This window comes from Pseudomonas sp., assembly GCF_036404235.1.
Classification (GTDB): Bacteria; Pseudomonadota; Gammaproteobacteria; order Pseudomonadales; family Pseudomonadaceae; genus Aquipseudomonas.
On the sequence record NZ_DASWOT010000014.1, the window covers coordinates 47,152 to 72,252 of the forward strand.

Consider the following 25,101-nt stretch of genomic DNA (forward strand, 5'->3'; position numbering starts at 1 on the left):
TCCCCGACCCTTGGGGTCTGAGACGAACCGTGCCTGGAGCCCTCCCGAATGGGCTCCTTGCCGCCCCGGTCGGCACTATACAGTTACCTGCTAGTGTTACCGACAGAGGTGAGCGCTTTCACTCCGATGGATTTGTAGCAAAGCGCGTACCACCATGGTGGCATTGTCAAATTAGCGACAGGTCAAGCACTAAACTTGTAATCTTGCGACATCTTCTTTCATCCATCGAACAACTGGCCGCACCGCCTTGAAGCGCCACGCCAGACGCCTCGCACACAATTGGAGCACCTATGAGCGAACCCCTGATCCTGGAACCCGAAAAGGCCGCAGATGCTTGTGTTATCTGGCTGCACGGCCTGGGTGCAGACCGCTACGATTTCATGCCCGTTGCCGAGACGTTGCAGCGCTCGCTGCCGACAACTCGTTTTGTTCTGCCGCAAGCACCCACTCGGGCAGTCACTGTAAATGGTGGCTACCAAATGCCCAGTTGGTACGACATTAAAGCCATGAGCCCGGCACGCGCCATCGACCGCGATCAACTGGAAGCCTCGGCCCAACGGGTGCTTGACCTGATTGAAGCGCAGCGCGACGACGGCATCGACCCGGCGCGGATCTTCCTGGCGGGCTTCTCGCAAGGTGGCGCGGTGGTGCTGCATGCTGCATTTCTGCGCTGGCAAGGCCCGCTGGGTGGCGTGCTCGCGCTGTCCACTTACGCCCCCACATTCAGTGACGAAATGACGCTGTCGCCCAGTCAACAACAGATTGCGGTGTATTGCTTGCATGGGCAGCACGATGAAGTCGTACAAAATGCCATGGGACGAAGCGCTTATGAGCACTTGAAGGCGCAAGGCGTCACCGCGACATGGCAGGAATACCCAATGGGCCACGAAGTGTTACCGCAGGAAATTACCGACATAGGTGTCTGGCTCGGGGATCGGCTGCGCTAAGCAGCTACTTGCTCCTTTCAATTGCGCAGCAGATTTGGTATGGCACTACGCCGGGCCGACTTCTTGCTTTACACTGCCCGGCGTACATTCCCTAATCAATTGACGAGATGACCGTGCTCAAAGCACTCAAAAAAATGTTCGGAAAAAGCGAGGCTGAGCAGCTCGCGCCAAGCCCAGTCGCTCCCCTCCCCGCAGTCCAAAGCCCAAACGAAGGCGCACAGCGGGAACGCAGTGCAGGGCCTGTCGCCTCGGCAATCGAGACTCAACAGACCGTTCATAAGGCCACTGCCTCACAACAGGTAAAGGCTGAACGTCCACGTCAAGAACGCGCACCGAAGCCGCCAGTTATTCCTTGGAAACTCGAAGACTTCGTGGTCGAACCGCAAGAAGGCAAAACCCGTTTTCACGATTTCGATTTGTCCCCGGAACTGATGCACGCCATTCATGACCTGGGGTTCCCTTATTGCACGCCGATCCAGGCAGGCGTTCTGGGTTTCACGCTCAAGGGTAAAGATGCCATCGGTCGCGCCCAGACCGGAACCGGCAAGACTGCCGCGTTCCTGATATCCATCATCACCCAGTTGCTGCAAACGCCACCACCCAAAGAACGCTACATGGGCGAACCCCGTGCGCTGATCATCGCGCCAACCCGTGAGCTGGTGGTGCAGATCGCCAAAGACGCCGAGTTACTGACCAAGTACACCGGCCTAAACGTCATGACGTTTGTCGGTGGTATGGATTTCGACAAACAGCTCAAGCAGCTTGAAGCGCGTCATTGCGACATTCTGGTGGCGACACCGGGCCGCTTGCTGGACTTCAACCAGCGCGGTGAAGTGCATCTGGACATGGTTGAGGTGATGGTCCTCGACGAGGCCGACCGTATGCTCGACATGGGCTTCATCCCGCAAGTGCGTTCGATCATTCGCCAGACCCCGCACAAGGGCGAGCGCCAAACCTTGCTGTTCTCGGCGACCTTCACCGAAGACGTGATGAACCTGGCCAAGCAGTGGACGACCGATCCTTCCATCGTTGAAATCGAATCGCAAAACGTCGCCAGCGATAACGTCGAACAGCATATCTACGCCGTTGCCGCCGCCGACAAATACAAGCTGCTGTACAACCTGGTGACCGACAACGGTTGGGAGCGGGTAATGGTGTTCGCCAACCGCAAGGACGAAGTGCGGCGCATCGAAGAGCGCCTGGTGCGCGATGGCGTCAACGCCGCTCAGCTATCGGGCGATGTCCCGCAGCACAAACGGATCAAGACCCTGGAAGGCTTCCGCGAAGGCAAGATTCGAGTCTTGGTGGCCACTGACGTCGCCGGGCGTGGGATTCACATCGACGGCATCAGCCATGTGATCAACTTCACCCTGCCGGAAGTGCCGGACGACTACGTACACCGTATCGGCCGTACAGGTCGCGCGGGCGCTGACGGCGTGTCGATCAGCTTTGCCGGGGAAGATGACTCGTATCAGTTGCCGGCGATTGAAGAAAAGCTCGGACGCAAGATCAGTTGCGAGACCCCACCGACCCATCTATTGCGGCCCGTGGTGCGCAACAAGCCAGAACAGGTTGCGCCTGCGGCTGAGTGACACACACGTTGTCACTGAATAAAGACCGTTGAATCAAAAAGGATGGCCACTCACATGGACATCCTTTTTTTGGCACAGGTGGGGTCAGTCGGTGCCGTACTTCGGTGATCGTGGACCATACAACAGCCCCGCAGGACGTCCCGCCGACAGCAGACGCTGACTGGCGACTCCGGCAATCGGGTGGCTCGCATCCGTCGCACTGTTGATGATCTGTTTCACTGCGGCGGTGATCAGCATGCCGACCAGGCCACCACCACTGTTGTTACCGCCCTCATCACTCGACGCTGTCGCTGCACCGGTCCACAAGGCGGTGCCGGTGCGCAGATCAACCAGTTTGGCTGTGACCGTCACAATGGTCTGGCTGCTGATGACGATGTAGCTGGTGCCGTACTGCTTCACGGTGACGTACATCGCCGCATCGGCGCCAAAGATATCGCGCAACTTGGCCGGTGAAGTCGCCTGGATGTCATTCGCATCCGTGAGCCCGTTGTTGCGGAAGGTCTCATCCACCAGCGCCACGGGTAATACGTAGTAGCCGGCCTCCGCCAATGGGAACGTAACCTGCGACAACAGACTGTAAGTGGCCTTGACGTCTGGCGATTCGTTCACCGGAGGCAACACGAGGATCGAACGTGGCTTACTCTCTTTGAAGGCGGAGTAGTCGACTGTTGTTTTAGGCGTCGCACAACCGGCAAGCAAGGCCACCGCGAACAGGCCAGTTGCCCATTTAACAATACACACACTCATTTGATGACTCCTGTCTGGGTGTTTTTGAGCAGAAAGTCCATGTATGTCGCGGATTCGGGGAACAGTGCCTTTTCAGTGCGAAACTGCTGCACCATCTGGTCGTCCTTCCCCAGACTGCCGTACAGCATGCCTAACTGAGCGTGGTAGCCGGGCGGCGGATTGCTGTTGGTAGAACGGATTTTCTGCAAATCCTCTTCCAGTCCAGCCACCTGAGCTTCCTTGGATTCACCCTTGAAGTACTCATAAACCTGCGTTTGATAGCTGCCCCACTGATACAGCGTTTTCGGCTGCTGTACACAACCTGCCAACCATGCGCCTGCTACCACCATTGCGACTACACGCAACGAAACAGTTTTCGTAGCCATAACAATCAAAACTCCATTTAACGATTAGTTGGCAGTTGGCTTCCATGCACCGCTGTCCATGGCACGAACCATGTTATTGACGGCTTCACGCATCGCCAGGTCGAGTACCTTGCCATTGAGCGTTGAGTCATAGCTGGCGGTGCCCCCAAAGCCAATGACCTCGCGGTTCGACAACTGATACTCGCCTGCGCCCTGACTGGAAAAGACCACCTCGGAGGTGCTGATGTTGACAATGTTCAGCGCCACCTTGGCGTACGCCACCTGGGTCTTGCCGCGCCCTAACAGGCCGAACAACTGGTGGTCACCGACTTCTTTGCGGCCAAACTCTGTGACATCACCCGTCACCACGTAGTCCGCGCCCTTGAGATGCTGGGCCTGCGCCTTGATCGTCGCTTCTTGCTGTATTTCAGCCATATTGTCGCGGTCCAATACGCTGAAGCGATTGGTTTGCTGCATGTGAGTAATCAAGATGGTCTTGGCCTGGCCACCGAGGCGATCAACTCCATCGGAGAAAATCCCGCGCATGTAGCTTGAGCGGTTATCGAACTTACCTACGGCGATGGGGGTACGAATGCCAGCGTAGGCATAGGTCGCGCTTTCGACTTTCTCCACCGGCAGGACTCTGGAGCTCTCCGTTGCACAGCCACCGACCAGCGCCAGTGTCACTGCGGTCATCCCTGATACCCAAACCTGCTGCAGTCTTTTCACACCCACTCTCCATAACTTTCAAATGTTGAAACGTTGCCTGTTAAAGGGCTCGCAAGTTATCACGCGAACCCACGGGACAGTTAATGGCCTATTGCTATATCTGCCGAGTACACGTCATCAATAGGGGTGGGGCGAAATTTTTTTGATCAATAAGGTTCGCGCCACGGCAACCGCAGCGTATGAAAGGGTTTGGTTTTAGGGTCGTTCGATCAGAAGTACGCCAGCAAAGCCAACCTGGCGGCCTCGTCGATTGCTGTGTTGCCCCAGGAAAAGCTCACTCCCTGAGAAATATCATGTTGAAATTATTTTCGGAAGATCCTGTTTGCGCAGAGTGTCGACTTCAACGAGTGATGTGCTCGGGCTCACTCCCAACGCCTGGCCGCCGCCTGATCGCTGTCACGCCCTTGCACCCAGCGCGGGCCTTCTGGGGTGTTTTCCTTCTTCCAGAACGGCGCGCGGGTTTTCAGGTAATCCATGACGAAGTCGCAAGCCTCGAACGCGGCTTGGCGATGGGCGCTGGCGACACCGACAAACACGATAGGCTCGCCAGGCTCCAGCGCGCCGACCCGATGCACGACCTCAAGCTTGAGCAACGGCCAGCGTTGCTGCGCGTGTTCGATGATCTTGCCCAAGGCTTTTTCGGTCATGCCCGGATAATGCTCAAGGAACATCCCCGCCACGTCTCGACCGTCATTGAAGTCCCGCACATAACCCACGAAGCTCACCACAGCACCGACGCCGACATTGGCGGCATGCATGGCGTTGACCTCAACCCCCGGATCGAAAGCCGTTGCCTGAACTCGAACGCCCATGTTCAGCCTCCGGTGACGGTCGGAAAGAACGCCACCTCATCGCCCGGCTCAACGGGCTCATCCAACGAGCAGAGCTCCTGATTGCGGGCGCACATGATGTTTTGTTCAGCGAGCACTTCAAAGGCTCCGCCGCGCCCAAGCAAATGCTCGCGCACGGCCTTGACGGTGGAGAACGTCCCCTCCAGACATTCGCCATCAATACCGAGGGTTTCCCGATAACGGGCGAAAAACTGCACCTGAATGCTCATTTAACCTCCACCGGCTCGTCAGCGATGAAGTGACCACTTTTGCCGCCCAGCTTCTCCAACAGACGAACGCTCTCGATGACCATGCCACGATCAACCGCCTTGCACATGTCATAGATCGTCAGCGCAGCGACGCTGGCTGCGGTCAGCGCTTCCATCTCCACGCCTGTCTGCCCGGACAGTTTGCAGCGAGCGATGATATGGACGGCGTCTTCGCCCTCTGCGCTGAGTTCGACCTTGACGCTGGTCAGCATCAGCGGATGGCACAACGGAATGAGGTCACTGGTTTTCTTCGCGGCCTGAATACCGGCAATGCGCGCGACGGCAAAAACATCACCTTTCGGGTGGCCGCCGGAAACAATCATTTGCAGGGTTGCAGGAAGCATGCGCACGCGTGCTTGCGCCACGGCCTCACGGGACGTCACGGCTTTTTCGGTGACGTCGACCATATTGGCGCGACCTTGGGAATCGAGGTGAGTCAGCACAGCAGTACTCCAGGACAGGAGCGGCGATTGTAACGCGGATCAAAAGAAGCTGTATGTCCCTCAGGGGTTATGCGTTGTTGATCATCACCGCAGTGGACCTGCCACCACGGTGATGCATGTGGCTTAGCTTACAAATGGCTCTCCGCGTACTCCGCCAGAATCGAACGTGGCACCCCTTGCAGGGTGATGTGTACGCCATTGGGGAAATCCTTGAAGCGCTCCGTCAAGTAGGTCAGGCCAGAACTGGTGGCCGACAGGTAAGGGGTATCGATCTGTGCCAGGTTCCCCAGGCAGACCACTTTGGAGCCAGCGCCCGCACGCGTAATGATGGTCTTCATCTGGTGTGGGGTGAGGTTCTGGCATTCGTCGATCAGGATCAGGCTTTGCTGGAAACTGCGGCCTCGAATGTAGTTGAGGGATTTGAACTGTAACGGCACTTTGCTGAGGATGTAATCGACGCTGCCATGGGTGTTCTCGTCATCCATGTGTAGCGCTTCCAGGTTGTCGGTGATGGCGCCCAGCCACGGTTCCATTTTTTCCGCTTCTGTACCGGGCAAAAAACCAATCTCTTGGTCGAGCCCTTGCACACTGCGCGTGGCAATGATGCGGCGATAACGCTTGGTGACCATCGTCTGCTCAATCGCAGCTGCCAGGGCCAGAATGGTTTTACCGGAACCCGCAGCGCCGGACAGGTTGACCAGGTGGATATCCGGATCGAGCAACGCGAACAGCGCCAACCCCTGATAAATATCCCGCGGTTTGAGCCCCCAGGCCTCCTGATGCAACAGCGGCTCCTGATGCATGTCCAGAATCAACAGCTCGTCCGCCTTGATACCTTTCACCCAGCCGACAAATCCTTGTTCATCGATGATGAATTCGTTCATGTGCATGGGGGGCAAACTTTCGGTCAGTTGCACGCGATGCCAGGTCCGGCCGCGCTCTTGACGGGTTTCGACCTTGCTCACGCGGTCCCAGAACGAGCCAGTCATGTTCTGATAACCACGGGACAACAGCGAAACGTCGTCCACCAATTGGTCGGTGCTGTAGTCCTCGGCCGCAATCCCGCAGGCACGGGCCTTGAGGCGCATGTTGATATCTTTGGTGACCAGCACAATACGCAAGTCCGTTTTACGAGCGTGCAGGTCAATCAATTGGTTGATGATGATGTTGTCGTTCAGATGCTCGGGTAGCAGGCTATTGGGCTCTTCACGCTTGCTCATCAGGATCGACAGATAACCCTTGAAAATACCGGTGCCTCTGTCTATCGGTACGCCTTGTTCGACCTCCTCCGGGGTCGCTTCACCGAGTGTCTTGTCGATCAACCGAATGGCCTGACGGCATTCGGCAGCGACCGAGTGTTTGCCGGCCTTGAGCTTGTCCAGTTCTTCCAGGACCGTCATGGGGATCGCGACGTGGTGTTCTTCGAAATTCAGCAGGGCATTTGGATCATGAATCAATACGTTGGTATCGAGCACATAGAGGATTGGCTGGTTAGAGGAAGGGGTGCGTCCGTGGTCATCCATACTCGCTCACCTTTGTAGAAGCCAGATAACGCAGTACACGACGATGCTGCGCTACGAAAAGGCCGCCGAGGCTTTCTCCTTGAGGCAGAAGAAAAATGCGCAAAGTGGGGTCTGGGTGACGCCACCTGTGTTGCAGGGTTCGGCGGTCTGTTGTCGTAATACCGCAAAACCGATGACATAAAAAAGTGTTTTTCTGGTTTTTGAAGTTTATTTCACAGCGTGACGAATAGCCCTTGGCGGACGAGGCACACACGTTTACAGTCGGAAGTCCGGTCGGGGATAATTCCTCGGAAAATCCGCCTGTCGTACGCCTCCATTTCGCTCTACTCCCCTTGCTCTGCGGGCTTCTCAGCCTGTTCTGACGTATCCTCTGTCGACTCCTGTGCCTGTTCATCCGCCTCGTCGTTTTCCGACGACGAAGAACTGGATTCGTCCGACAGCTCCTGCGGATAAATATGACAGTCATCCCAGATCACGCCGGACTGCGCGGTGTTCGCCATCAGCCATGGCACCGCTTGCTGCGCGATACTTTGGGTGTCGTGAAAAACCACGTTGCCCTTGCGCCAGAGCAGCATCAGCGTTAACACACGCTGCGAGGTTTGTTCGGCATCCAACTGGCCACTCTTGTCTTGGGAATCAATGTTCCAGAGCGCCACTCGCAACTGCTGACTACGGAAAAACTCGGCACTGTCGTTGCGCCGATGACCATAAGGCGGGCGGAACAACGGGACGGCATTGTCTGGCACTACCTGCCGAACGAGGGCAACGCTGCGCGTGATGGAATCCTGCCAGTCGACCCAATGCGCATGAGACCGATACTCCCAGCCCTGCACGCCCACACACTGTTGTTTATAAAGTGCCTGCAAAGCGACAGGCGAACTGGCATCCAGACGCGCCTGTAGCGATTTCCCAAGCACATAAAAAGTGGCGTTGATCTTCTGCTGACGCATGAAATCGGCCAGCCAATCGGTGGCGCCATCAGCCACGGTCGGACCGCTGTCGAAATTGAGCAGGAACGTGCGATCAGGCATCTCTTCACCGCTCAGCTCATCGGAGTTGTAGCGTTCGATTTCACTGCTGGTGCCCGGAAACAAGGCCGCCATGTGCAACAGCTCATTCAGGTAACGCTGATTGAACGCAGCACTAGGCGCGGCCCACTTGGCGTAAAAGGAGTCGTCCGCCACCTGAAACTCTGCCGCCCGTTGACGCAGCATGGGCAGGTCGTCCACCAATACGCAGAACGAGGCATCCTGATCACAGCTTTGTTGAGCGAACTGATAATTGTCGAAAAGACGCGCCCACAAGCGATTGCGGATGACATTCACCGAGGCCAGATTGATCTGCCGCAGCCCAAGACGAGCACTGAGTTGCCCTTGCTCAAGGTTTTCGCTTTCCAGCAACTGATGCGCAAAACCGAGAATCTCGGCGCGTGAGGCCACATCGAACAATTGCGGCGTGATCAGCGCTTCAGGCCATACGCTGCGGTCGAGAGTCGCGACATCCACAGGCGCGGCGTGGACATTGAGCCCAAGCAGGCAGGCTGCAATCAACAAAGCTATGCGCAAAACAAAGACTCCCCAGCCCAATCATCGATCTCTGAAACAAGCGTCGCACTATAAGGGCAACAGATCCGAAAGGGCCAACTTGTTGGCGAGGTTCTAGGCGGTGTGTCAGTCAGGCCGTCTCGCGAATAAATTCGAGCCTACAAAATCCGGCACACAACCTCTAGAATCGCCCCACGATTAAAGGAGACGACCGCATGCTGATGGTGATTTCCCCAGCGAAAACCCTCGATTTTGAAACCCCGCCAACCACCCACCGTTTCACGCAGCCGCAGTATCTGGATCACTCCCAGGAGCTCATTACCCAGCTTCGGGAACTGACGCCAGCGCAAATCGGCCAATTGATGCACCTGTCAGACAAGCTGTCGGGCCTCAATGCTGCACGCTTTGGCAGTTGGAATCCGGCCTTCACGCCTGAAAACGCCAAGCAGGCATTGCTGGCCTTTAAAGGCGACGTGTACACCGGCTTGCAGGCTGAAACCCTAAGCGAGGCGGATCTTGACTACGCGCAAATACACCTGCGCATGCTTTCCGGCTTATATGGCCTGCTGCGTCCGTTGGACCTGATGCAGCCTTATCGCCTGGAAATGGGCACTCGGCTAGCCAACAGTCGCGGCAAGGATCTGTACGCTTTCTGGGGCACACGCATCAGCGAGTGGCTCAATGAAGCATTGGCCGAACAAGGTGATGATGTGCTGCTTAACCTGGCCTCCAATGAGTACTTTTCGGCCATCAAACGTTCTGCCTTGAACGCTCGCGTAATCGACACCGAGTTCCGCGACCTGAAGAACGGCCAGTACAAAATCATCAGTTTTTACGCCAAAAAGGCGCGCGGCATGATGAGTCGTTTTGTTATTTCACAGCGGATCAGCCATCCCAATGACCTAAAACAGTTCGATGAGCAGGGGTATCGCTTCAACTCGGAACAGTCCAAACCCGACAAATTTGTCTTTCTTCGAGACCATTCGATCGAGTGACAGCATTCAAATGGCGCGACGCATTGCTGTCGCGCATTTAATTTCCATACTAACTTCATCGCACAAAGACGTTTTTTGACGGGTTATTGGCGCCAATAATAAGTCGACTTTTCACCTCGCCTTGAATTCTCAAAAATTTAACACCTTATTTTAATGATGGCGCATTGATTTTTTGGAGTAGTGGCACTTTTCCATAGTTGCCTCCCAACTCCCTTATAACTAAGGGCTTCACGGAAAGTGCCATCACATTGCAACCACCTTATATCTAACCTATATTCCAAAAAATCTCAAAAAGAGGACGAGCGGCCCGGAACTTATCTAGAAATATGGCGCTCCTACATTCCGTAACAATTCTCGTCCTCGACGTAAGATATCTCTTACATGAAGTCGTGACGGATCTGGAAGTTGTCAGCGAAGTTAGACCTATCGGTCAATGTGCTACGTATAGGGAGACGACGCACCAAACTAGTTGAAGTACATCAGGCAAGCACCATACCGGGGCCTGAGTCACCAAACGGGCAAGACAGGCTGACCAGCCCGTTGCTCGACAGGCAGTTCAGGGCTGACGAGAAGGGTGCTATGCCATATCTCAGATCGAGAACCCATATATATATTTATGGGCTACTCGACATCCGCATTCTGTAACATTTGCGTTAGCCTTCGTCTGAGGCTCTCACTTTTAAATTCTGCCTGCACTTGCTTAGCAACATTAATGTGTTGTGTAAGCGAGCGCGCAAAAGTTGATGACAGTATTTATATCCGGCCAACTAATGGCGTAAAAATCGAGGAGATTACGATGCATATCAGCATCTTTGGTTTGGGCTATGTCGGCGCAGTATGCGCTGGTTGCCTCTCTGCGCGTGGTCATGATGTTGTGGGTGTGGATATTTCCAGCGCCAAGATCGATCTGATCAACCAGGGCAAGTCGCCTATCGTTGAACCGGGACTCGGCGAGCTTCTGGAACAGGGTATCAAGACCGGCAAACTGCGCGGTACCACGGACTTTTCCGAAGCCATTCGAGCCACTGACTTGTCGATGATCTGCGTCGGCACGCCAAGCAAGAAAAATGGCGATCTGGAGCTTGATTTCATAGAGTCGGTCTGCCGCGAAATCGGTTTCATCCTGCGTGAAAAGACCTCCCGCCACACCATCGTCGTGCGCAGCACCGTACTGCCAGGTACTGTCGCCAACGTGGTCATCCCGATCCTCGAAGACTGCTCCGGCAAAAAAGCCGGTATCGATTTCGGTGTTGCCGTAAACCCTGAATTCCTGCGCGAAAGCACCGCGATCAAAGACTACGATCATCCTCCGATGACTGTGATCGGCGAGTTCGACAAAGCGTCCGGCGACGTTCTGCAATCGCTGTACGAAGAACTCGACGCACCGATTATCCGCAAGGACATCGCCGTCGCGGAAATGATCAAGTACACCTGCAACGTCTGGCACGCGACCAAGGTCACCTTCGCCAACGAAATCGGCAACATCGCCAAGGCTGTCGGCGTTGATGGTCGTGAAGTGATGGAAGTGGTTTGCCAGGACAAAACCCTGAACCTGTCGCAGTACTACATGCGCCCAGGTTTCGCGTTCGGTGGCTCCTGCCTGCCGAAGGATGTTCGAGCCCTGACCTACCGCGCCAGTTCGCTGGATGTCGATGCGCCTTTGCTCAACTCGCTGATGCGCAGCAACGTGTCCCAAGTGCAAAACGCGTTCGATATCGTCGCCGCCCACGACAGTCGCAAAGTTGCGCTGCTGGGTCTGAGCTTCAAGGCGGGCACCGACGACCTGCGTGAAAGCCCACTGGTGGAACTGGCAGAGATGCTGATCGGCAAAGGCTTCGACCTGAGCATCTACGACAGCAACGTTGAATACGCCCGTGTTCACGGAGCCAACAAAGATTACATCGAGTCGAAAATCCCTCACGTGTCGTCCCTGCTCAATTCGGACTTCGACGCGGTGATCGACAACTCGGACGTGATCATCCTCGGCAACCGCGACGAGCGCTTCCGTGCCTTGGCCAATCAAGCGCCCGCTGGCAAGCGCGTCGTCGACCTGGTCGGCTTCATGACCAGCGCGACCGAAGAGAATGGTCAAACCGAAGGTATTTGCTGGTAAAGCACCTGTAGGAGCAAGGTCGGGCGGGCGTTCCGCTTGCCCGCGAAGCTCGCGACGCGGGCTTCTTTGACACACCGCGGCGCTTCATTCGCGCAAGCGGAACGCCGCCCGGCCTCGCTCTAACGGTCCTCAGTTGTTCACGATGCGGATACACACTATGCAAAGGCTCAAGCACGGCTTGCTCCAGGCCGCAGGTTGGCTGTTTTATCTAAGTTTGCTGGCCGCCATCGCGATGGCTTTGCCGGCAAGCCTGTTCGACTCGCAGTCCAAAGACTTTATTTTCCTGATCGGGATCGTCGGTATCTGGCGTTACTCGATGGGCGCAACGCACTTTGTGCGGGGCATGTTGTTTCTGTACGTGGTTTACCCGCACCTGCGTCGCAAAGTACGCAAGCTCGGCCACTCGGCAGACCCGTCCCATGTGTTCCTCATGGTCACCAGCTTTCGCATCGACGCATTGACCACTGCGCAGGTGTACAGCTCGGTGATTCGTGAGGCCATCGAGTGCGGTTTCCCGACCACGGTTGTGTGCTCGTTGGTGGAAATGTCCGACGAACTATTGGTCAAGTCCCTGTGGGCCAAGTACAACCCGCCGGAACACATCAAATTGGATTTCGTGCGCATCGCCGGCACCGGCAAGCGTGATGGCCTGGCCTTTGGTTTCCGCGCCATCTCGCGTCACCTGCCGGACGACCGTGCCGTCGTGGCAGTGATTGATGGCGACACTGTGCTCAGCGAAGGCGTCGTGCGCAAGACCGTGCCGTGGTTCCAGCTATTTGAGAATGTCGGTGGACTGACCACCAACGAGTTCTGCGAAGTGCGCGGTGGTTACATCATGAGCGAGTGGCACAAACTGCGTTTCGCCCAACGCCACATCAACATGTGCTCAATGGCGCTGTCCAAGCGCGTGCTGACCATGACAGGCCGTATGTCGGTGTTTCGCGCCACGGTGGTCACCAACCCTGATTTCATCGCCGACGTAGAAAGCGACTCGCTGCAGCATTGGCGCCTGGGCCGCTTCAAGTTCCTGACCGGCGATGACAAGTCCAGTTGGTTCAGCCTGATGCGCCTGGGCTACGACACATTCTATGTGCCGGACGCTGCGATCAATACGGTTGAACACCCGCCTGAGAAGAGCTTTCTCAAGGCCAGCCGCAAACTGATGTATCGCTGGTATGGCAACAACCTGCGCCAGAACTCTCGCGCCTTGGGTCTTGGCGTACGCCGCCTCGGCCTGTTCACCAGCATTGTGCTGTTCGATCAGCGCGTGTCGATGTGGACCTCCCTTCTGGGCCTGACCGTCGCGATGATCGCCAGCTTCAAGTACGGCATCGCGTTCCTGATGGTTTATCTGCTGTGGATCGGTATCACCCGCTTCATTCTCACGTTGTTGCTGTCTTGCTCCGGGCATGCCATCGGACCGGCTTATCCGATGATTCTCTATTACAACCAGATCGTCGGGGCGCTGATGAAAATCTACGTTTTCTTCCGCCTTGATCGCCAGTCCTGGACGCGCCAGGACACCAAACTCAGCCGCGACATGGCCAGTTTCCAGGGTTGGTTCAATACCTGGTCGTCTCGGACCATGACGTTTTCGGCTGGCAGCATCTTCGTCGCCGTGCTGCTGACGATGGTCTGACCGGGTCTGTGACCGAACGAATGGATCAACTCGATTAATCAGGAATTACCGCCATGAATACAGCCGTGAATGTGAATGTCGTCCATGAGTCCGAAGCCCAGCGCCAACATGCTCGGATCAAGATTCCCGCCAAACTGCGCTTGCTCAACGGGCAGCCTAACGCCCCGCTGGTACGCCTGGAAGACCTTTCCGCCGGAGGGCTGAGCTACGTTGCCCCCGCAAACCTGCGCCCTGCCGTGGGTGAAGTGATTAAAGGTCGTCTGCAATTTCTGATCGACAACCTCGGGTTGGCAATGGACGTTGAGTTGCAGGTCCGCTCGCTCGACTCGGCTACCGGCCGTGTCGGCTGCCAGTTCCAGCACCTGGAAGCCCAGGACATCGCCACCCTGCGCCACCTGATCACCTCGCACTTAAGCGGCGATATCGTGAGCATGGGTGAAGTACTGGCGACCTTGCAGCGCGACAACTTCACCAAGGCCCGCAAAGTGAAAGACGGCGGCAGCGGCATGTCCGCTTTCGGTCGTATGCGCGCCGTGACCTTCAGCGTCGGTATTTTCATTGTCGGACTGGCGGCATTTGGTTTTGTCTTCAAGTCGGTCTACGGCATGTACTTCGTCAGCCACTCGACGGCAGGTCTGGTCAGCGTACCGACCACCGACGTGACCATGCCCCGTGAAGGCACTGTCACCAGCCTGGTGGGCGCCGACGGCAACGTCGCAAAAGGCGCGCCACTGGCTTCGTTCACCACCAGCATGCTGGACATGCTCAAAGGCAATCTTGATCCGGACGAAATGCAACCGGCCAAGATTGAAGAGCTGTTCGGTCGCCAACTGGCCGGCACCCTGACCAGCCCATGCGATTGCGTGGTCGGCAAACAACTGGTGGCTAACGGTCAATACGCCAACAAGGGCCAGGTGATCTTCCAACTGACGCCGCGCAATGTCGCTGCCAATGTCGACGCCCGCTTCACCTATCGCCAGTTCGCCGATGTGCAACCGGGTGCTCGCGTCAACTTCCAGGTGGCCGGCGAAGGAGGCACTCGTGGTGGTCAGATCGTCAGCGCGACCAGTCTCAATCCAGTGGATCTGTCTTCGGACATTCGCGTACAGATCAAGCCGGACGAATCCATCAGCAGCAGCCTTGCTGGCCGCCCTGTAGAAGTCGTCAGCGACCGTGGCCCTTCGTTGAACTGGCTGATCGATAAAGCCACGGCCGCAGGTCTCTAAATATGGCTAGCCCACTACGAAGCTTGTCAGCCCCTACGTTATTGAGCCTGGCGATTGCGATGGGGATCAGCGGCTGCGCCGGTCTGCCCGATCAACGCCTGGCCAACGAAGCCCTCAAGCGCGGGGACACCGCGGTCGCGGAGCAAAACTATCGGCAACTGGCGGACCTGGGCTATAGCGATGCACAGGTCGGCCTGGCCGACATCCAGGTGGGCACCCGCGATCCAGAGCTGATCAAACAGGCCGAGGCCACTTACCGCGCCGCTGCCTCCACCTCGCCGCGTGCGCAATCGCGTCTGGGCAAGTTGCTGGCGGTCAAGCCGAACTCGACCGAAGCCGAGCAGCACGAGGCTGAAGGTCTGTTGAAACAGGCATTCGCCAATGGCGAACAAGGCACGCTGATCCCACTGGCCATGCTTTACCTGCAATACCCGCACAGTTTCCCGAACGTCAACGCGCAACAGAAAATCAGCCAATGGCGCGCTCAAGGCTACCCGGAGGCCGGTCTGGCCCAGGTGCTGCTCTATCGCACCCAAGGCACCTACGACCAGCATCTGGCAGACGTCGAGAGCATCTGCAAACAGGCGCTCAACACCACCGACATCTGCTACGTCGAGCTGGCGACCGTCTACCAGAAGCGCGGCGAAGCCGACAAGCAAGCAGCACTGCTTGATCAGATGCAAAAAGGGTATGCCCTGGGCTCGGTCACCGCACAACGCGTGGACAGCGTGGCGCGGGTGTTGTCCGACGCAACACTGGGCAAGCCTGACGAGAAAACCTCCCAGCAGTTGCTGGAAAAAGTCGCACCCACCTACCCCGCTTCATGGGTGAGCCTGGCGCAACTGCTATACGACTACCCCGAACTGGGTGACGTCGACAAGATGATGGAATACCTGGACAACGGTCGCGCAGCCGATCAACCGCGCGCCGAACTGCTGCTGGGGCGTCTGTATTACGAAGGCAAAATGGTGCTGCCCGATGCGCACAAGGCGCAGGAACATCTGCAAAAAGCTGCCGCCACTCAACTGTCCGCGCACTACTACCTGGGCCAGCTTTATCGCCGTGGCTACCTGGGCAACCCTGATCCGCAGAAAGCCGTAGATCAGTTGCTGACCGCCGCTCGCGGGGGGCAGGCCAGCGCCGATTTCGCCATTGCGCAGTTGTTCTCGCAAGGCAAAGGCATCAAGCCAGACCCTGTGAATGCTTGGGTATTCGGCCAGTTGGCGCTGGTTCAGGACACGCCTGAGGCCAAAGACCTTGCCGCGCAACTCAATGATCAATTGCCGCCGGAGAAGCGTGCGACAGCACAACGCCTTCTCCAACAAGAACAGCAGGTCCGTGGTGCCAGCGCTCAGAACGCTTTAGCCATGCAAGCCCTGCAACCAGAACAAGACGGCGAGGATGCACCTCTATGAAGCTGAAGTTAAATTCACTGATGGCTGCAGGCCTGGGCCTGGGGTTTTCCCTGGTGTGGGCAACCCCGACACTGGCAGCGCTCACCGAAGACAAGAACTTCGGCCTTGAAGCAAAACTTACCGGCCAGATGGAAGACGACCGCGACCTGGGCACTCGAGGCGGTGGTGACGTTAACGGTATCGGCCTGGACCTGCGCCCCTGGATGTACGGCCAATGGGGTAACTGGAGCGGTTACGCAATGGGCCAGGTGGTGACTGCCACCGACACCATCCAAACCGACCCGCTGCAACAGGAAACCACCAACAACCAAACCGGCCAGACCGGCCAGCGCGCTCGCGGCACCGCCGACAGCCGCAAGGTCTCGGACAGCTATGCCGCGCTGCGGGAATTCTGGGTCGGCTACAGCGGCTTCACGCCCTACCCTGGCGAAATCCTCAAGTTCGGTCGCCAGCGCCTGCGCAATGACGACGGCCAGTGGCACGACGTCAACATCGAAGCGCTGGACTGGACCTTCGACACCACGTTGCTCAAGGCAGAAGTCGGCGCCGCTCAGCGCTTGAGCGAATACCGCACCGACCTCACCGAACTGGACCCGCAAGACAAGGACCGTCAACACCTTTACGGCGATGTCAGCTACCAATGGGCCCCCGGTCACTGGGCCGGTATTCGCGGGCATTACAGCCATGACGACGGCAGCCTGAAACATCAGTGCGAGGCGCTGGATAATCTGGACAAAACCTCAACCGGCGATCTGACCTGGCTCGGTCTGCAAGCCAACAGCGACGCCTACAACTACCGCAACACCAACCCGATCAACTATTGGGGCAGCGTGACCTGGCTCAACGGCGACCGTGATCGGATCGGCGCAGCCTACGACGCCACCACCGATCAGTACCTGGCCGGCGCCAAAGACAAAAGCAACGTCAACGGCTGGGCCAGCGATCTGGGCCTGCGCTTTCGTCTCGATCCAATGTGGCAAGTCGGCGGCGCCTATTCACGCGCCAGCAAGAACTACGAACAGAACGGCCTGGAAAGCAACCGCTCGAACTGGACCGGCACCCGCTCACGGGTACACCGCTTCGGTGAGGCGTTCCAGGGCGAAATGGCCAACGTTGAATCCGGCTCGCTGTTCGCCTCCTGGCAACTGCGCGACGAATACGACGCGTCGCTGATCTACCACAAATTCCGTCGCGTCGATGGCCACACAGGTATCGGTGGCTCCGGGGTGAATCCGGCTCGCGATAACGTTGATGCAGACGGCGTCAGCACCGGCACGTTTGACTCGCTGCCACTCGAAGACGGCCGCAAGGACCTGGGTCAGGAATTGGACCTTGTCGTCACCAAGTATTTCAAACAAGGCCTGCTGCCCGCCTCGGTCAGCCAGTCGTTCGATGAGCCTTCGGCGCTGGTGCGTCTGCGCGCAGGCGTGTTCAAGCCCGGCGATGCGTATCACAACGGTGTGGATGAATACATGCACCGCGCCATCGTCGACGTCATCTGGCGCTTCTGATGCAAGCCGCGAAAGGAGTGCAATGAAATGAACAGTCAAGCAAGCAGATTGCGTAGCAGGGCATGGCCCCATGCCTTGCTCGAATGCGCCGTGCTGGGCAGCGCCTTGCTACTGGCGAGCACTGCGTCCATGGCCAACAGCGTCCCGGCAGCCCCCGTGGCTGCGGTCAACAAAGACGCCGCCAAGCCAGGTGTGGTCAAAGAGTTGCAGCAGGCGAAAACCTACACCATCAGCAGCCCGCCTACCGGGCCGCTGATGATGGACAAGCCCAAGCTGCCTGACCTGTCGGGCTATACCGCACAAGCGGTGGAAAAGAAGATCGTGCGCAGCAAGCCGGGCAAGGTCTCGATCAAGCGCATGATGCAGGAAGACTCGCTCAAGGAATTCATCGGCGGCGATAACAAGATGGCCGAGTGGGTCGCGCGTCAGCACGGCATACCACAGGCGATTTTCATCGACGACGGCTACATCAACCTTCGCGACCTCGCCAAAAAGGTGCCTAACCAGTACCTGAGCGAGACATCGCCTGGCGTGTTCATCGCACGCCTGCCGATTGTGGTCGGCAAAAAAGGCATCCTGGAGGTCGACAAAAAAACTCAGGAACTGCGCCTGTCCCAAGAGGCTGGCGCGTTCGTCGTCAACGACAACATGCTGTTCATCACCGACACCAAAGTGACGGGTTGGAGCGAGAAGGCCAACGGCCCTTCTGTCTACAAGACTCCCAAGGAGTTTCGTCCGTTCCTGCTGTCCTGGGGCGGGACCCAGACCTACATCGTCAATACCAAAATGGCGAGCCTGGGCTACAACAACAGCAAATCGTACGGGGTGAGTATTTCCCAATACACGCCAAACATGAAAGCCGTGATGAAGCGCCCCGACCCGACCGGCTGGATCGTCAATTCCGAGTTCTCTGATCTGTGGTACGGCTTCTACTGCTATGAGACCCGCAACTTCGTGGTCAAGGGCAGCACCTACCGTGACAACATCATTTACGGCATTGACCCGCATGACCGTTCGCACGGGCTGATCATCGCCGAGAACACGGTTTTCGGGACCAAAAAGAAGCACGGCATCATCGTCTCCAGGGAGGTGAACGACAGCTTCATCATCAACAACAAAAGCTACGACAACCACTTGTCCGGCGTCGTGCTCGACCGTAACAGCGTGAACAACCTGGTTGCCTACAACCAGATTTACCGCAACCACACCGACGGCATCACGCTGTATGAAAGCGGCGACAACCTGCTGTGGGGCAACCGAGTGTTCGCCAACAAGCGTCACGGCATCCGGGTTCGCAACAGCACCAACATCAAACTGTACGAGAACCTCGCCATCGGCAATGGCCTGATGGGTGTTTATGGCCACATCAAGGATCTGAGCGACACCGATCGCGACATCAAACTCGACCCGTTCGACGCCGAAGTGTCGCTGATCATGGTCGGCGGTGAGTTGGCCTCCAATGGCTCGGGACCTTTGTCCATTGATTCACCGCTCAGCGTCGAGCTGTACAAGGTGTCGATGATGGCCCCGACCAAATCCAGTGGCATCACCTTCAACGGGATACTGGGCGAGCGCCAGGACGAAATCCTCGACCTGCTGGTGCGCCAACAAAAAGCCGTATTGATCGACCCGGTCGAACGTCAGACAGACTTGCGGGACTGAGGAAGGTATTTCTATGCACGCTCAATTGATCAAGTTTCTCAGCCTCTCGGGCCTGACCGCAGCGCTGTTCGCCGCGGGTAACGCCTACGCGGACGATGCAGCCCTACCGACCTTCAAGGCCGAACCCTGCTGCAGCCTGTGCCCAGAGGCGCACGACGAGAAAAACTACGTCTCACGCTATCAGCAAAACTTCACCACGCTGGTCCAGGCCCAGGGTGACTGGCTGTTTCGCACCAAGGAAGATTTACGCACCGAGTTCGACACCACGCCTGAAGGCTACGCGCGGATGAAAGAACTGCACGACGCGTTCAAGAGCAAGGGTGTGGAGCTGGTAGTGGTTTATCAGCCGACTCGTGGCCTGGTGGATCGCAACAAACTGTTCCCCTCCGAGCGCGACAAGTTCGACTACGACACGGCGCTTAAAAACTATCAGGCAATGCTCGGCCGCTTCGCGAAAATGGGCTACACCGTGCCGGACTTGTCGCCGTTGACCAACGAGCAACAGGCGCATGATTTCTACTTCCGTGGCGATCAACACTGGACACCCTACGGCGCCCAGCGCACGGCGAAGATCGTCGCCGAATCAGTAAAAAAACTGCCGCAGTTTGCCAGTGTTCCCAAACGAGAATTCGAAACGCACCTCTCAGGGCGCATGGGCAAGAAAGGCACCTTGCATAACATGGCCGGGCAACTGTGTGGCTCCAGCTACGCGATCCAGTACATGGACATGTTCGAGACCGAACCCAAAGGTGAAGCCGCCGACGGCGATCTGTTCGGCGATTCCGGCACCCCGGAAATCACCCTGGTGGGGACCAGCCACAGCGGCAAGAACTACAACTTCGCCGGTTTTCTTCAGGAATACATGGGCGCCGACGTGTTGAACGTGGCGTTCCCGGGGGGTGGTCTTGAAGGCTCGATGCTGCAATACCTGGGCAGCGAAGACTTCCAGAAACACCCACCGAAGATTCTCATCTGGGAGTTCTCGCCGCTGTACCGCCTGGATCAGGAGACCATCTACCGCCAGATGATGTCGCTGCTGGACAACGGCTGCGAAGGCAAACCGGCGCTGATGAGTACCAGCACCTCGCTCAAGCCAGGCACCAACGAGCTGTTGGTGAACGGCAAAAATGGCATCAAGGACGTGCGTAACGGCAGTAATCAGATCGATATCAAATTCGCCGACACCTCGGTGAAAACCCTTCAGGCCCGACTCTGGTACATGAACGGCCGCCACGAAGACTTGAAGATCGAGAAACCTGAAACATCCGATACCGACGGGCGCTTCGCCTTCGAACTGCGCGATGACAAAGACTGGGCCGACCAGCAATTGCTCGCGTTGGAAGTGCAGGGTCCCGAAGCGGGCACTGCGCCACAGCAAGTCGAAGCCAAAGTATGCAAACGCAACGTGTTCCCGAATGTCGCGCGTAGCACCGCGCAAGCCGGGTTATGAGGCTCCTATGCACATGCCAAAAATGATGCTCCCAACCCTTCTGTCGCTGGCAATGCTGTCATCGGCAGTGTTTGCCACCAGCGCCAGCGCTGCCGCGACCCTCGTCCCGCCGCAGGGCTATTACGAAGGCGTGGAGAAATTCAAAAGCAGTGAAGGCAAATTCACCTGCGAGGCCATTCCCCAACCGTACACCGACAAACTGGTGTTTCGCAGCAAGTACGAAGGCTCGGACAAAGCCCGTGCCACGCTGAACAAGGACTCGGAACAAGCGTTCCGGGATGCCACTAAAAGCATCACCACCCTGGAGCGCAACACCAGCAAGGTGGTCATGCAATACATGCGCGACGGTCGTCCCGAACAACTCGACTGCGCGCTGAACATGCTGACCACTTGGGCCAAGGCCGATGCGCTGGAGTCCACGGATTTCAATCACACGGGCAAGTCCATGCGCAAATGGGCGCTGGGCAGCATGGCGTCCTCGTATCTGCGCCTGAAATTCTCCAACTCGCACCCGTTGGCCACCCGCCAACAGGACGCACAAGTGATCGAAGCCTGGTTCAGCAAGTTGGGCGACCAGGTCGTCAGCGACTGGAACAACCTGCCACTCGACAAGACCAACAACCATTCGTACTGGGCGGCCTGGTCAGTGATGGCAACGTCTATCGCCACCAACCGCAAGGACTTGTTCGACTGGTCGGTGAAAGAGTTCCGTATCGCCGCCAATCAGGTTGACCCGCAAGGCTTCCTGCCAAACGAACTCAAGCGCAAACAACGCGCCCTCGCCTATCACAACTATGCCCTGCCGCCGCTGGCGATGATCGCCAGTTTCGCTCAGGCCAATGGGGTGGATTTGCGTCCGGAAAACAACGGCGCGCTGAAACGCCTGGGTGATCGCGTATTGGCCGGGGTCAAGGATTCCGATGACTTCGCCGCTCGTGGTGGCGAAAAACAAGACATGACGGACCTGAAAACCGACATGAAATTCGCCTGGCTGGAACCGTACTGCTCGCTCTATGACTGCGGCCCGGACGTGCTGGAACAAAAACACAAGATGCAACCGTTCAAGAACTTCCGCCTCGGCGGCGACCTGACCCGCACCTATGACCCGACGCATGAGAAGGGTGAGAAAGGCGGTTCTTAAGCTACGTACCTGATCTGTAGGCGCCGCCGCAGGCCGCGATGCCGTGTGCCGCTGAAGATGCAGGAGTGCCTGCGCTTCGCAGCCTTCGTCAGCGCCTACAGGGATCAGCGCCAGCTGTGAGATTTATGTTTTACCTCCTCCACTTTTCAGTGGGGGGTTTGGGGGGGCTTCGGCCCTTGGATGTTGGACAAACGGAGATATCAGGATGGTTTTCTCATCCAACGTGTTCCTGTTCTTGTTCTTGCCGGTGTTTCTCGGCTTGTACTACTTGAGCGGGCAACGCTATCGCAACCTGCTGCTGCTGATCGCCAGCTATGTGTTTTATGCCTGGTGGCGAGTGGACTTCCTGGCCCTGTTTGCAGCGGTGACGCTGTGGAACTACTGGATCGGCCTCAAGGTGGGCGCGGCTGGCGTTCGGACCAAACCGGCGCAGCGTTGGCTGCTGCTCGGCGTGGCCGTCGACCTGTGCATCCTGGGCTACTTCAAATACGCCAACTTCGGCGTCGACAGCATCAACGCGATGATGACCTCGGTCGGTCTGGAACCGTTCATCCTGACCCACGTGCTGTTGCCCATTGGGATCTCGTTCTACATCTTCGAGTCCATCAGCTACATCATCGACGTCTACCGCGGCGATACGCCGGCGACGCGCAACCTGATCGACTTTGCGGCGTTCGTCGCGATCTTCCCGCACCTGATCGCGGGCCCCGTATTGCGTTTTCGCGACCTGGCCGATCAGTTCAACAACCGCACGCACACGCTGGACAAGTTCTCCGAAGGCGCCACGCGCTTCATGCAGGGCTTCATCAAGAAAGTCTTCATTGCCGATACCCTGGCGGTGGTCGCCGACCATTGCTTCGCTTTGCAACATCCCACCACCGGCGATGCATGGCTGGGCGCACTGGCCTATACCGCGCAGTTGTATTTCGACTTCTCCGGCTACAGCGACATGGCCATCGGCTTGGGCCTGATGATGGGTTTCCGCTTCATGGAAAACTTCAAACAGCCCTATATCAGCCAGTCGATCACCGAGTTCTGGCGGCGCTGGCACATCAGCCTGTCCACCTGGCTGCGCGACTATCTGTACATCACCCTGGGTGGCAATCGTGGTGGCAAAGTCGCGACCTACCGCAACCTGTTCCTGACCATGCTGCTGGGCGGTTTGTGGCACGGCGCGAACATCACCTACATCGTGTGGGGCGCCTGGCACGGGATCTGGCTGGCGATTGAAAAAGCGCTGGGCATCAACACCACGCCACGCAGTTTCAACCCGATTCGCTGGGCGCTGACCTTCCTGCTGGTGATCATGGGTTGGGTGATTTTCCGCTCCGAGAACCTGCACGTTGCGGGGCGCATGTACGGCGCGATGTTCAGCTTCGGTGAGTGGCAACTGTCGGAACTCAATCAGGCCAGCCTGACCGGGCTACAAGTCGCGACCCTGGTGGTCGCTTACATCACCTTGGCGTTCTTCGGCCTGCGCGACTTCTACAAGAACCGCGCACCGTTAAAAACCGACCGGAACAAGCCGGTGCAAGCCGATGGCGCTGTGCGAGCAGATGGTCCTGGCACCGCGCAGCCGGGCCTGATCAAAGCCGTGCCGGGCGACAAGCCGGGCAGCATTCATCAACCCGGCTACACCGTCGGCGTCGAGGCTCAGGTTCAGCCTGCCTACTGGACCGTCAACTGGTCACGCTATGTCATGCGCGGTTTGATCCTGCTGATGTTCGTGGCCTCGATTCTCAAACTCTCGGCGGCCAGTTTCTCGCCGTTCCTGTACTTCCAGTTCTGAGGAGCCTGACATGACCCGCTCATTACGAATCCTCTACATCGCGCTGTTCCTGGCGATTCTGCTGGCGCTGGGGCTGTGGTCGTTACGCAGCTTCATCGGCTTCACGACTTCGAAGGAAACCACGGTGCTCAACGGTCACTGGACCAAGGCCCTGGAAACCCATTACGACGAAGAGTTTCCGATCAAGCGCCTGGGCACCAACCTCTGGGCTGCGCTGGACTACAAGGTGTTCAACGAAGGCCGTCCGGGCGTGGTGCTGGGCAAGGACCAGTGGCTGTATACCGACGAAGAGTTCGATGCGGTGGCCAATGGCGAGCAGAACGAAGCGGACAACCTGGCGCTTATCCAGGGCGTGCGCGACCAGCTGAAAAAACAAGGCACGCAACTGGTACTGGCGATCATCCCAGCCAAGACCCGTCTTTACCCGGAACACATCGGCGACAACCGGCCCGCGACGCTGCACACCGATCTGTATCAGCAGTTTCATGCGCAAGTCAGTCAGGCCGGTATCTTCGCCCCTGATCTGCTGGCGCCCCTGGAAATCGCGAAAAACAACGGTCAGGTGTTCCTGCGCACCGACACCCACTGGACGCCGATGGGCGCCGAAGTGGTCGCGCAGCAACTGGGCGCCGCCATCTCCAGGCAAACCCCGTTGGACGGCGAGCCGCAGACCTTCATCACCGAAGCGAAAGCGACTGAACCGTACAAGGGCGACCTGACCACCTTCCTGCCGCTGGACCCGCTGTTCAGCAACTTGCTGCCAAAACCCGATGACCTGCAACAACGCAGCACCAACCCTGCCGAGCCTGAGGCCGACAGTGGCGATGCGTTGTTTGCCGATAACCAGGTCGCCGTTGGTCTGGTCGGCACCAGCTACAGCGCCAACCCCAACTGGAACTTTGCTGGCGCCCTCAAACAGGCCCTGCACAGCGATGTGGTGAATTACGCCGAAGACGGCCATGGCCCGATCTTGCCGATGCTCAAATATCTGCAGACCGATGCCTTTAAGAGCAGCCCGCCGCAGGTGCTGATCTGGGAATTCCCGGAGCGTTACCTGCCCGCTCACAACGACCTTGCCGAGTTCGATCCGCAGTGGATCGCTGAACTGAAAAAGGCGCGTGACCCTCAACAAAATCTGGCGCAAAACGCCAACAACTCCGAGTCGCCCAGCCGGGCGCAAAACTGAGAGGAC

20 protein-coding genes and 1 pseudogene are annotated in these 25,101 nt (G+C 57.6%); 13 read left to right on the forward strand and 8 right to left on the reverse strand.

Annotation, left to right across the window (positions count from 1 at the left end; all coding sequences use genetic code 11):
- The first annotated feature begins 290 nt into the window (after positions 1–290).
- Positions 291–947, forward strand: coding sequence for an alpha/beta hydrolase (locus tag VGC62_RS01455; RefSeq protein WP_331185322.1), 657 nt, complete (start codon positions 291–293; stop codon positions 945–947).
- A 107-nt stretch (positions 948–1,054) separates the two neighbouring features.
- Positions 1,055–2,539, forward strand: coding sequence for an ATP-dependent RNA helicase RhlB (gene rhlB / locus VGC62_RS01460; protein ID WP_331185323.1), 1,485 nt, complete (start codon positions 1,055–1,057; stop codon positions 2,537–2,539).
- 84 nt (positions 2,540–2,623) lie between these two features.
- On the opposite strand, the gene VGC62_RS01465 is transcribed toward rhlB, so the two are convergent.
- The 8 genes and pseudogenes from VGC62_RS01465 to VGC62_RS01500 all read right to left on the reverse strand — a co-directional run.
- Positions 2,624–3,286, reverse strand: coding sequence for a DUF799 domain-containing protein (locus tag VGC62_RS01465; RefSeq protein ID WP_331185324.1), 663 nt, complete (start codon positions 3,284–3,286; stop codon positions 2,624–2,626).
- Positions 3,283–3,651, reverse strand: coding sequence for a DUF4810 domain-containing protein (locus VGC62_RS01470; RefSeq protein WP_331185325.1), 369 nt, complete (start codon positions 3,649–3,651; stop codon positions 3,283–3,285). The genes VGC62_RS01465 and VGC62_RS01470 overlap by 4 nt, the downstream gene beginning before the upstream one ends.
- A 24-nt stretch (positions 3,652–3,675) precedes the next feature.
- A complete protein-coding gene (locus VGC62_RS01475) occupies positions 3,676–4,326 on the reverse strand; it encodes a CsgG/HfaB family protein (protein ID WP_331185371.1) in 651 nt (216 codons plus the stop codon).
- A 395-nt stretch (positions 4,327–4,721) separates the two neighbouring features.
- Complete coding sequence (gene moaE / locus VGC62_RS01480; RefSeq protein WP_331185326.1) at positions 4,722–5,171, reverse strand: molybdopterin synthase catalytic subunit MoaE; 450 nt, start codon at positions 5,169–5,171, stop codon at positions 4,722–4,724.
- A 2-nt stretch (positions 5,172–5,173) separates the two neighbouring features.
- Entirely contained in the window at positions 5,174–5,419 is a 246-nt protein-coding gene (locus tag VGC62_RS01485; RefSeq protein WP_331185327.1) for a MoaD/ThiS family protein, read from the reverse strand.
- Positions 5,416–5,901: a cyclic pyranopterin monophosphate synthase MoaC gene (gene moaC / locus VGC62_RS01490; RefSeq protein WP_331185328.1), complete on the reverse strand. Its 486-nt coding sequence runs from the start codon at positions 5,899–5,901 to the stop codon at positions 5,416–5,418. The genes VGC62_RS01485 and moaC overlap by 4 nt, the downstream gene beginning before the upstream one ends.
- Positions 5,902–6,029: 128 nt before the next feature.
- Positions 6,030–7,424 carry a PhoH family protein gene (locus VGC62_RS01495; protein ID WP_331185329.1) on the reverse strand — a complete coding sequence of 465 codons (1,395 nt, stop codon included), beginning with the start codon at positions 7,422–7,424 and terminating at the stop codon, positions 6,030–6,032.
- Between the two features lie 407 nt (positions 7,425–7,831).
- Positions 7,832–8,989: pseudogene (locus VGC62_RS01500) on the reverse strand (polysaccharide deacetylase family protein); the annotation flags it as partial.
- A 194-nt stretch (positions 8,990–9,183) separates the two neighbouring features.
- Between VGC62_RS01500 and yaaA the strand changes: the two are divergent.
- From yaaA to VGC62_RS01555, 11 genes are all read left to right on the forward strand, one after another.
- The gene (yaaA, locus tag VGC62_RS01505; protein ID WP_331185331.1) at positions 9,184–9,963 is read left to right on the forward strand and encodes a peroxide stress protein YaaA; all 780 of its coding nucleotides are present in this window, start codon (positions 9,184–9,186) and stop codon (positions 9,961–9,963) included.
- Between the two features lie 796 nt (positions 9,964–10,759).
- Entirely contained in the window at positions 10,760–12,076 is a 1,317-nt protein-coding gene (locus VGC62_RS01510) for a nucleotide sugar dehydrogenase (RefSeq protein WP_331185332.1), read from the forward strand.
- Positions 12,077–12,233: 157 nt separating this feature from the next.
- Entirely contained in the window at positions 12,234–13,715 is a 1,482-nt protein-coding gene (gene alg8, locus VGC62_RS01515; protein ID WP_331185333.1) for a mannuronan synthase, read from the forward strand.
- Positions 13,716–13,768: 53 nt separating this feature from the next.
- Entirely contained in the window at positions 13,769–14,941 is a 1,173-nt protein-coding gene (locus tag VGC62_RS01520) for a PilZ domain-containing protein (protein WP_331185334.1), read from the forward strand.
- A gap of 2 nt (positions 14,942–14,943) precedes the next feature.
- Positions 14,944–16,356 carry an alginate biosynthesis TPR repeat lipoprotein AlgK gene (gene algK / locus VGC62_RS01525; RefSeq protein WP_331185335.1) on the forward strand — a complete coding sequence of 471 codons (1,413 nt, stop codon included), beginning with the start codon at positions 14,944–14,946 and terminating at the stop codon, positions 16,354–16,356.
- Positions 16,353–17,867, forward strand: coding sequence for an alginate export family protein (locus tag VGC62_RS01530; RefSeq protein WP_414705727.1), 1,515 nt, complete (start codon positions 16,353–16,355; stop codon positions 17,865–17,867). The genes algK and VGC62_RS01530 overlap by 4 nt, the downstream gene beginning before the upstream one ends.
- A gap of 27 nt (positions 17,868–17,894) precedes the next feature.
- Positions 17,895–19,529 (forward strand): mannuronan 5-epimerase AlgG, encoded by a 1,635-nt coding sequence (gene algG, locus VGC62_RS01535; protein WP_331185336.1) that lies wholly within the window; start codon positions 17,895–17,897, stop codon positions 19,527–19,529.
- A gap of 13 nt (positions 19,530–19,542) precedes the next feature.
- Positions 19,543–20,979, forward strand: a complete 1,437-nt coding sequence (locus VGC62_RS01540) for an alginate O-acetyltransferase AlgX-related protein (RefSeq protein WP_331185337.1) — start codon at positions 19,543–19,545, stop codon at positions 20,977–20,979.
- Between the two features lie 7 nt (positions 20,980–20,986).
- Positions 20,987–22,120 (forward strand): mannuronate-specific alginate lyase, encoded by a 1,134-nt coding sequence (locus VGC62_RS01545; protein ID WP_331185338.1) that lies wholly within the window; start codon positions 20,987–20,989, stop codon positions 22,118–22,120.
- Positions 22,121–22,325: 205 nt separating this feature from the next.
- A complete protein-coding gene (locus tag VGC62_RS01550) occupies positions 22,326–23,909 on the forward strand; it encodes an MBOAT family protein (RefSeq protein WP_331185339.1) in 1,584 nt (527 codons plus the stop codon).
- Between the two features lie 10 nt (positions 23,910–23,919).
- Positions 23,920–25,095, forward strand: coding sequence for an alginate O-acetyltransferase (locus tag VGC62_RS01555; protein ID WP_331185340.1), 1,176 nt, complete (start codon positions 23,920–23,922; stop codon positions 25,093–25,095).
- Positions 25,096–25,101: the final 6 nt, after the last annotated feature.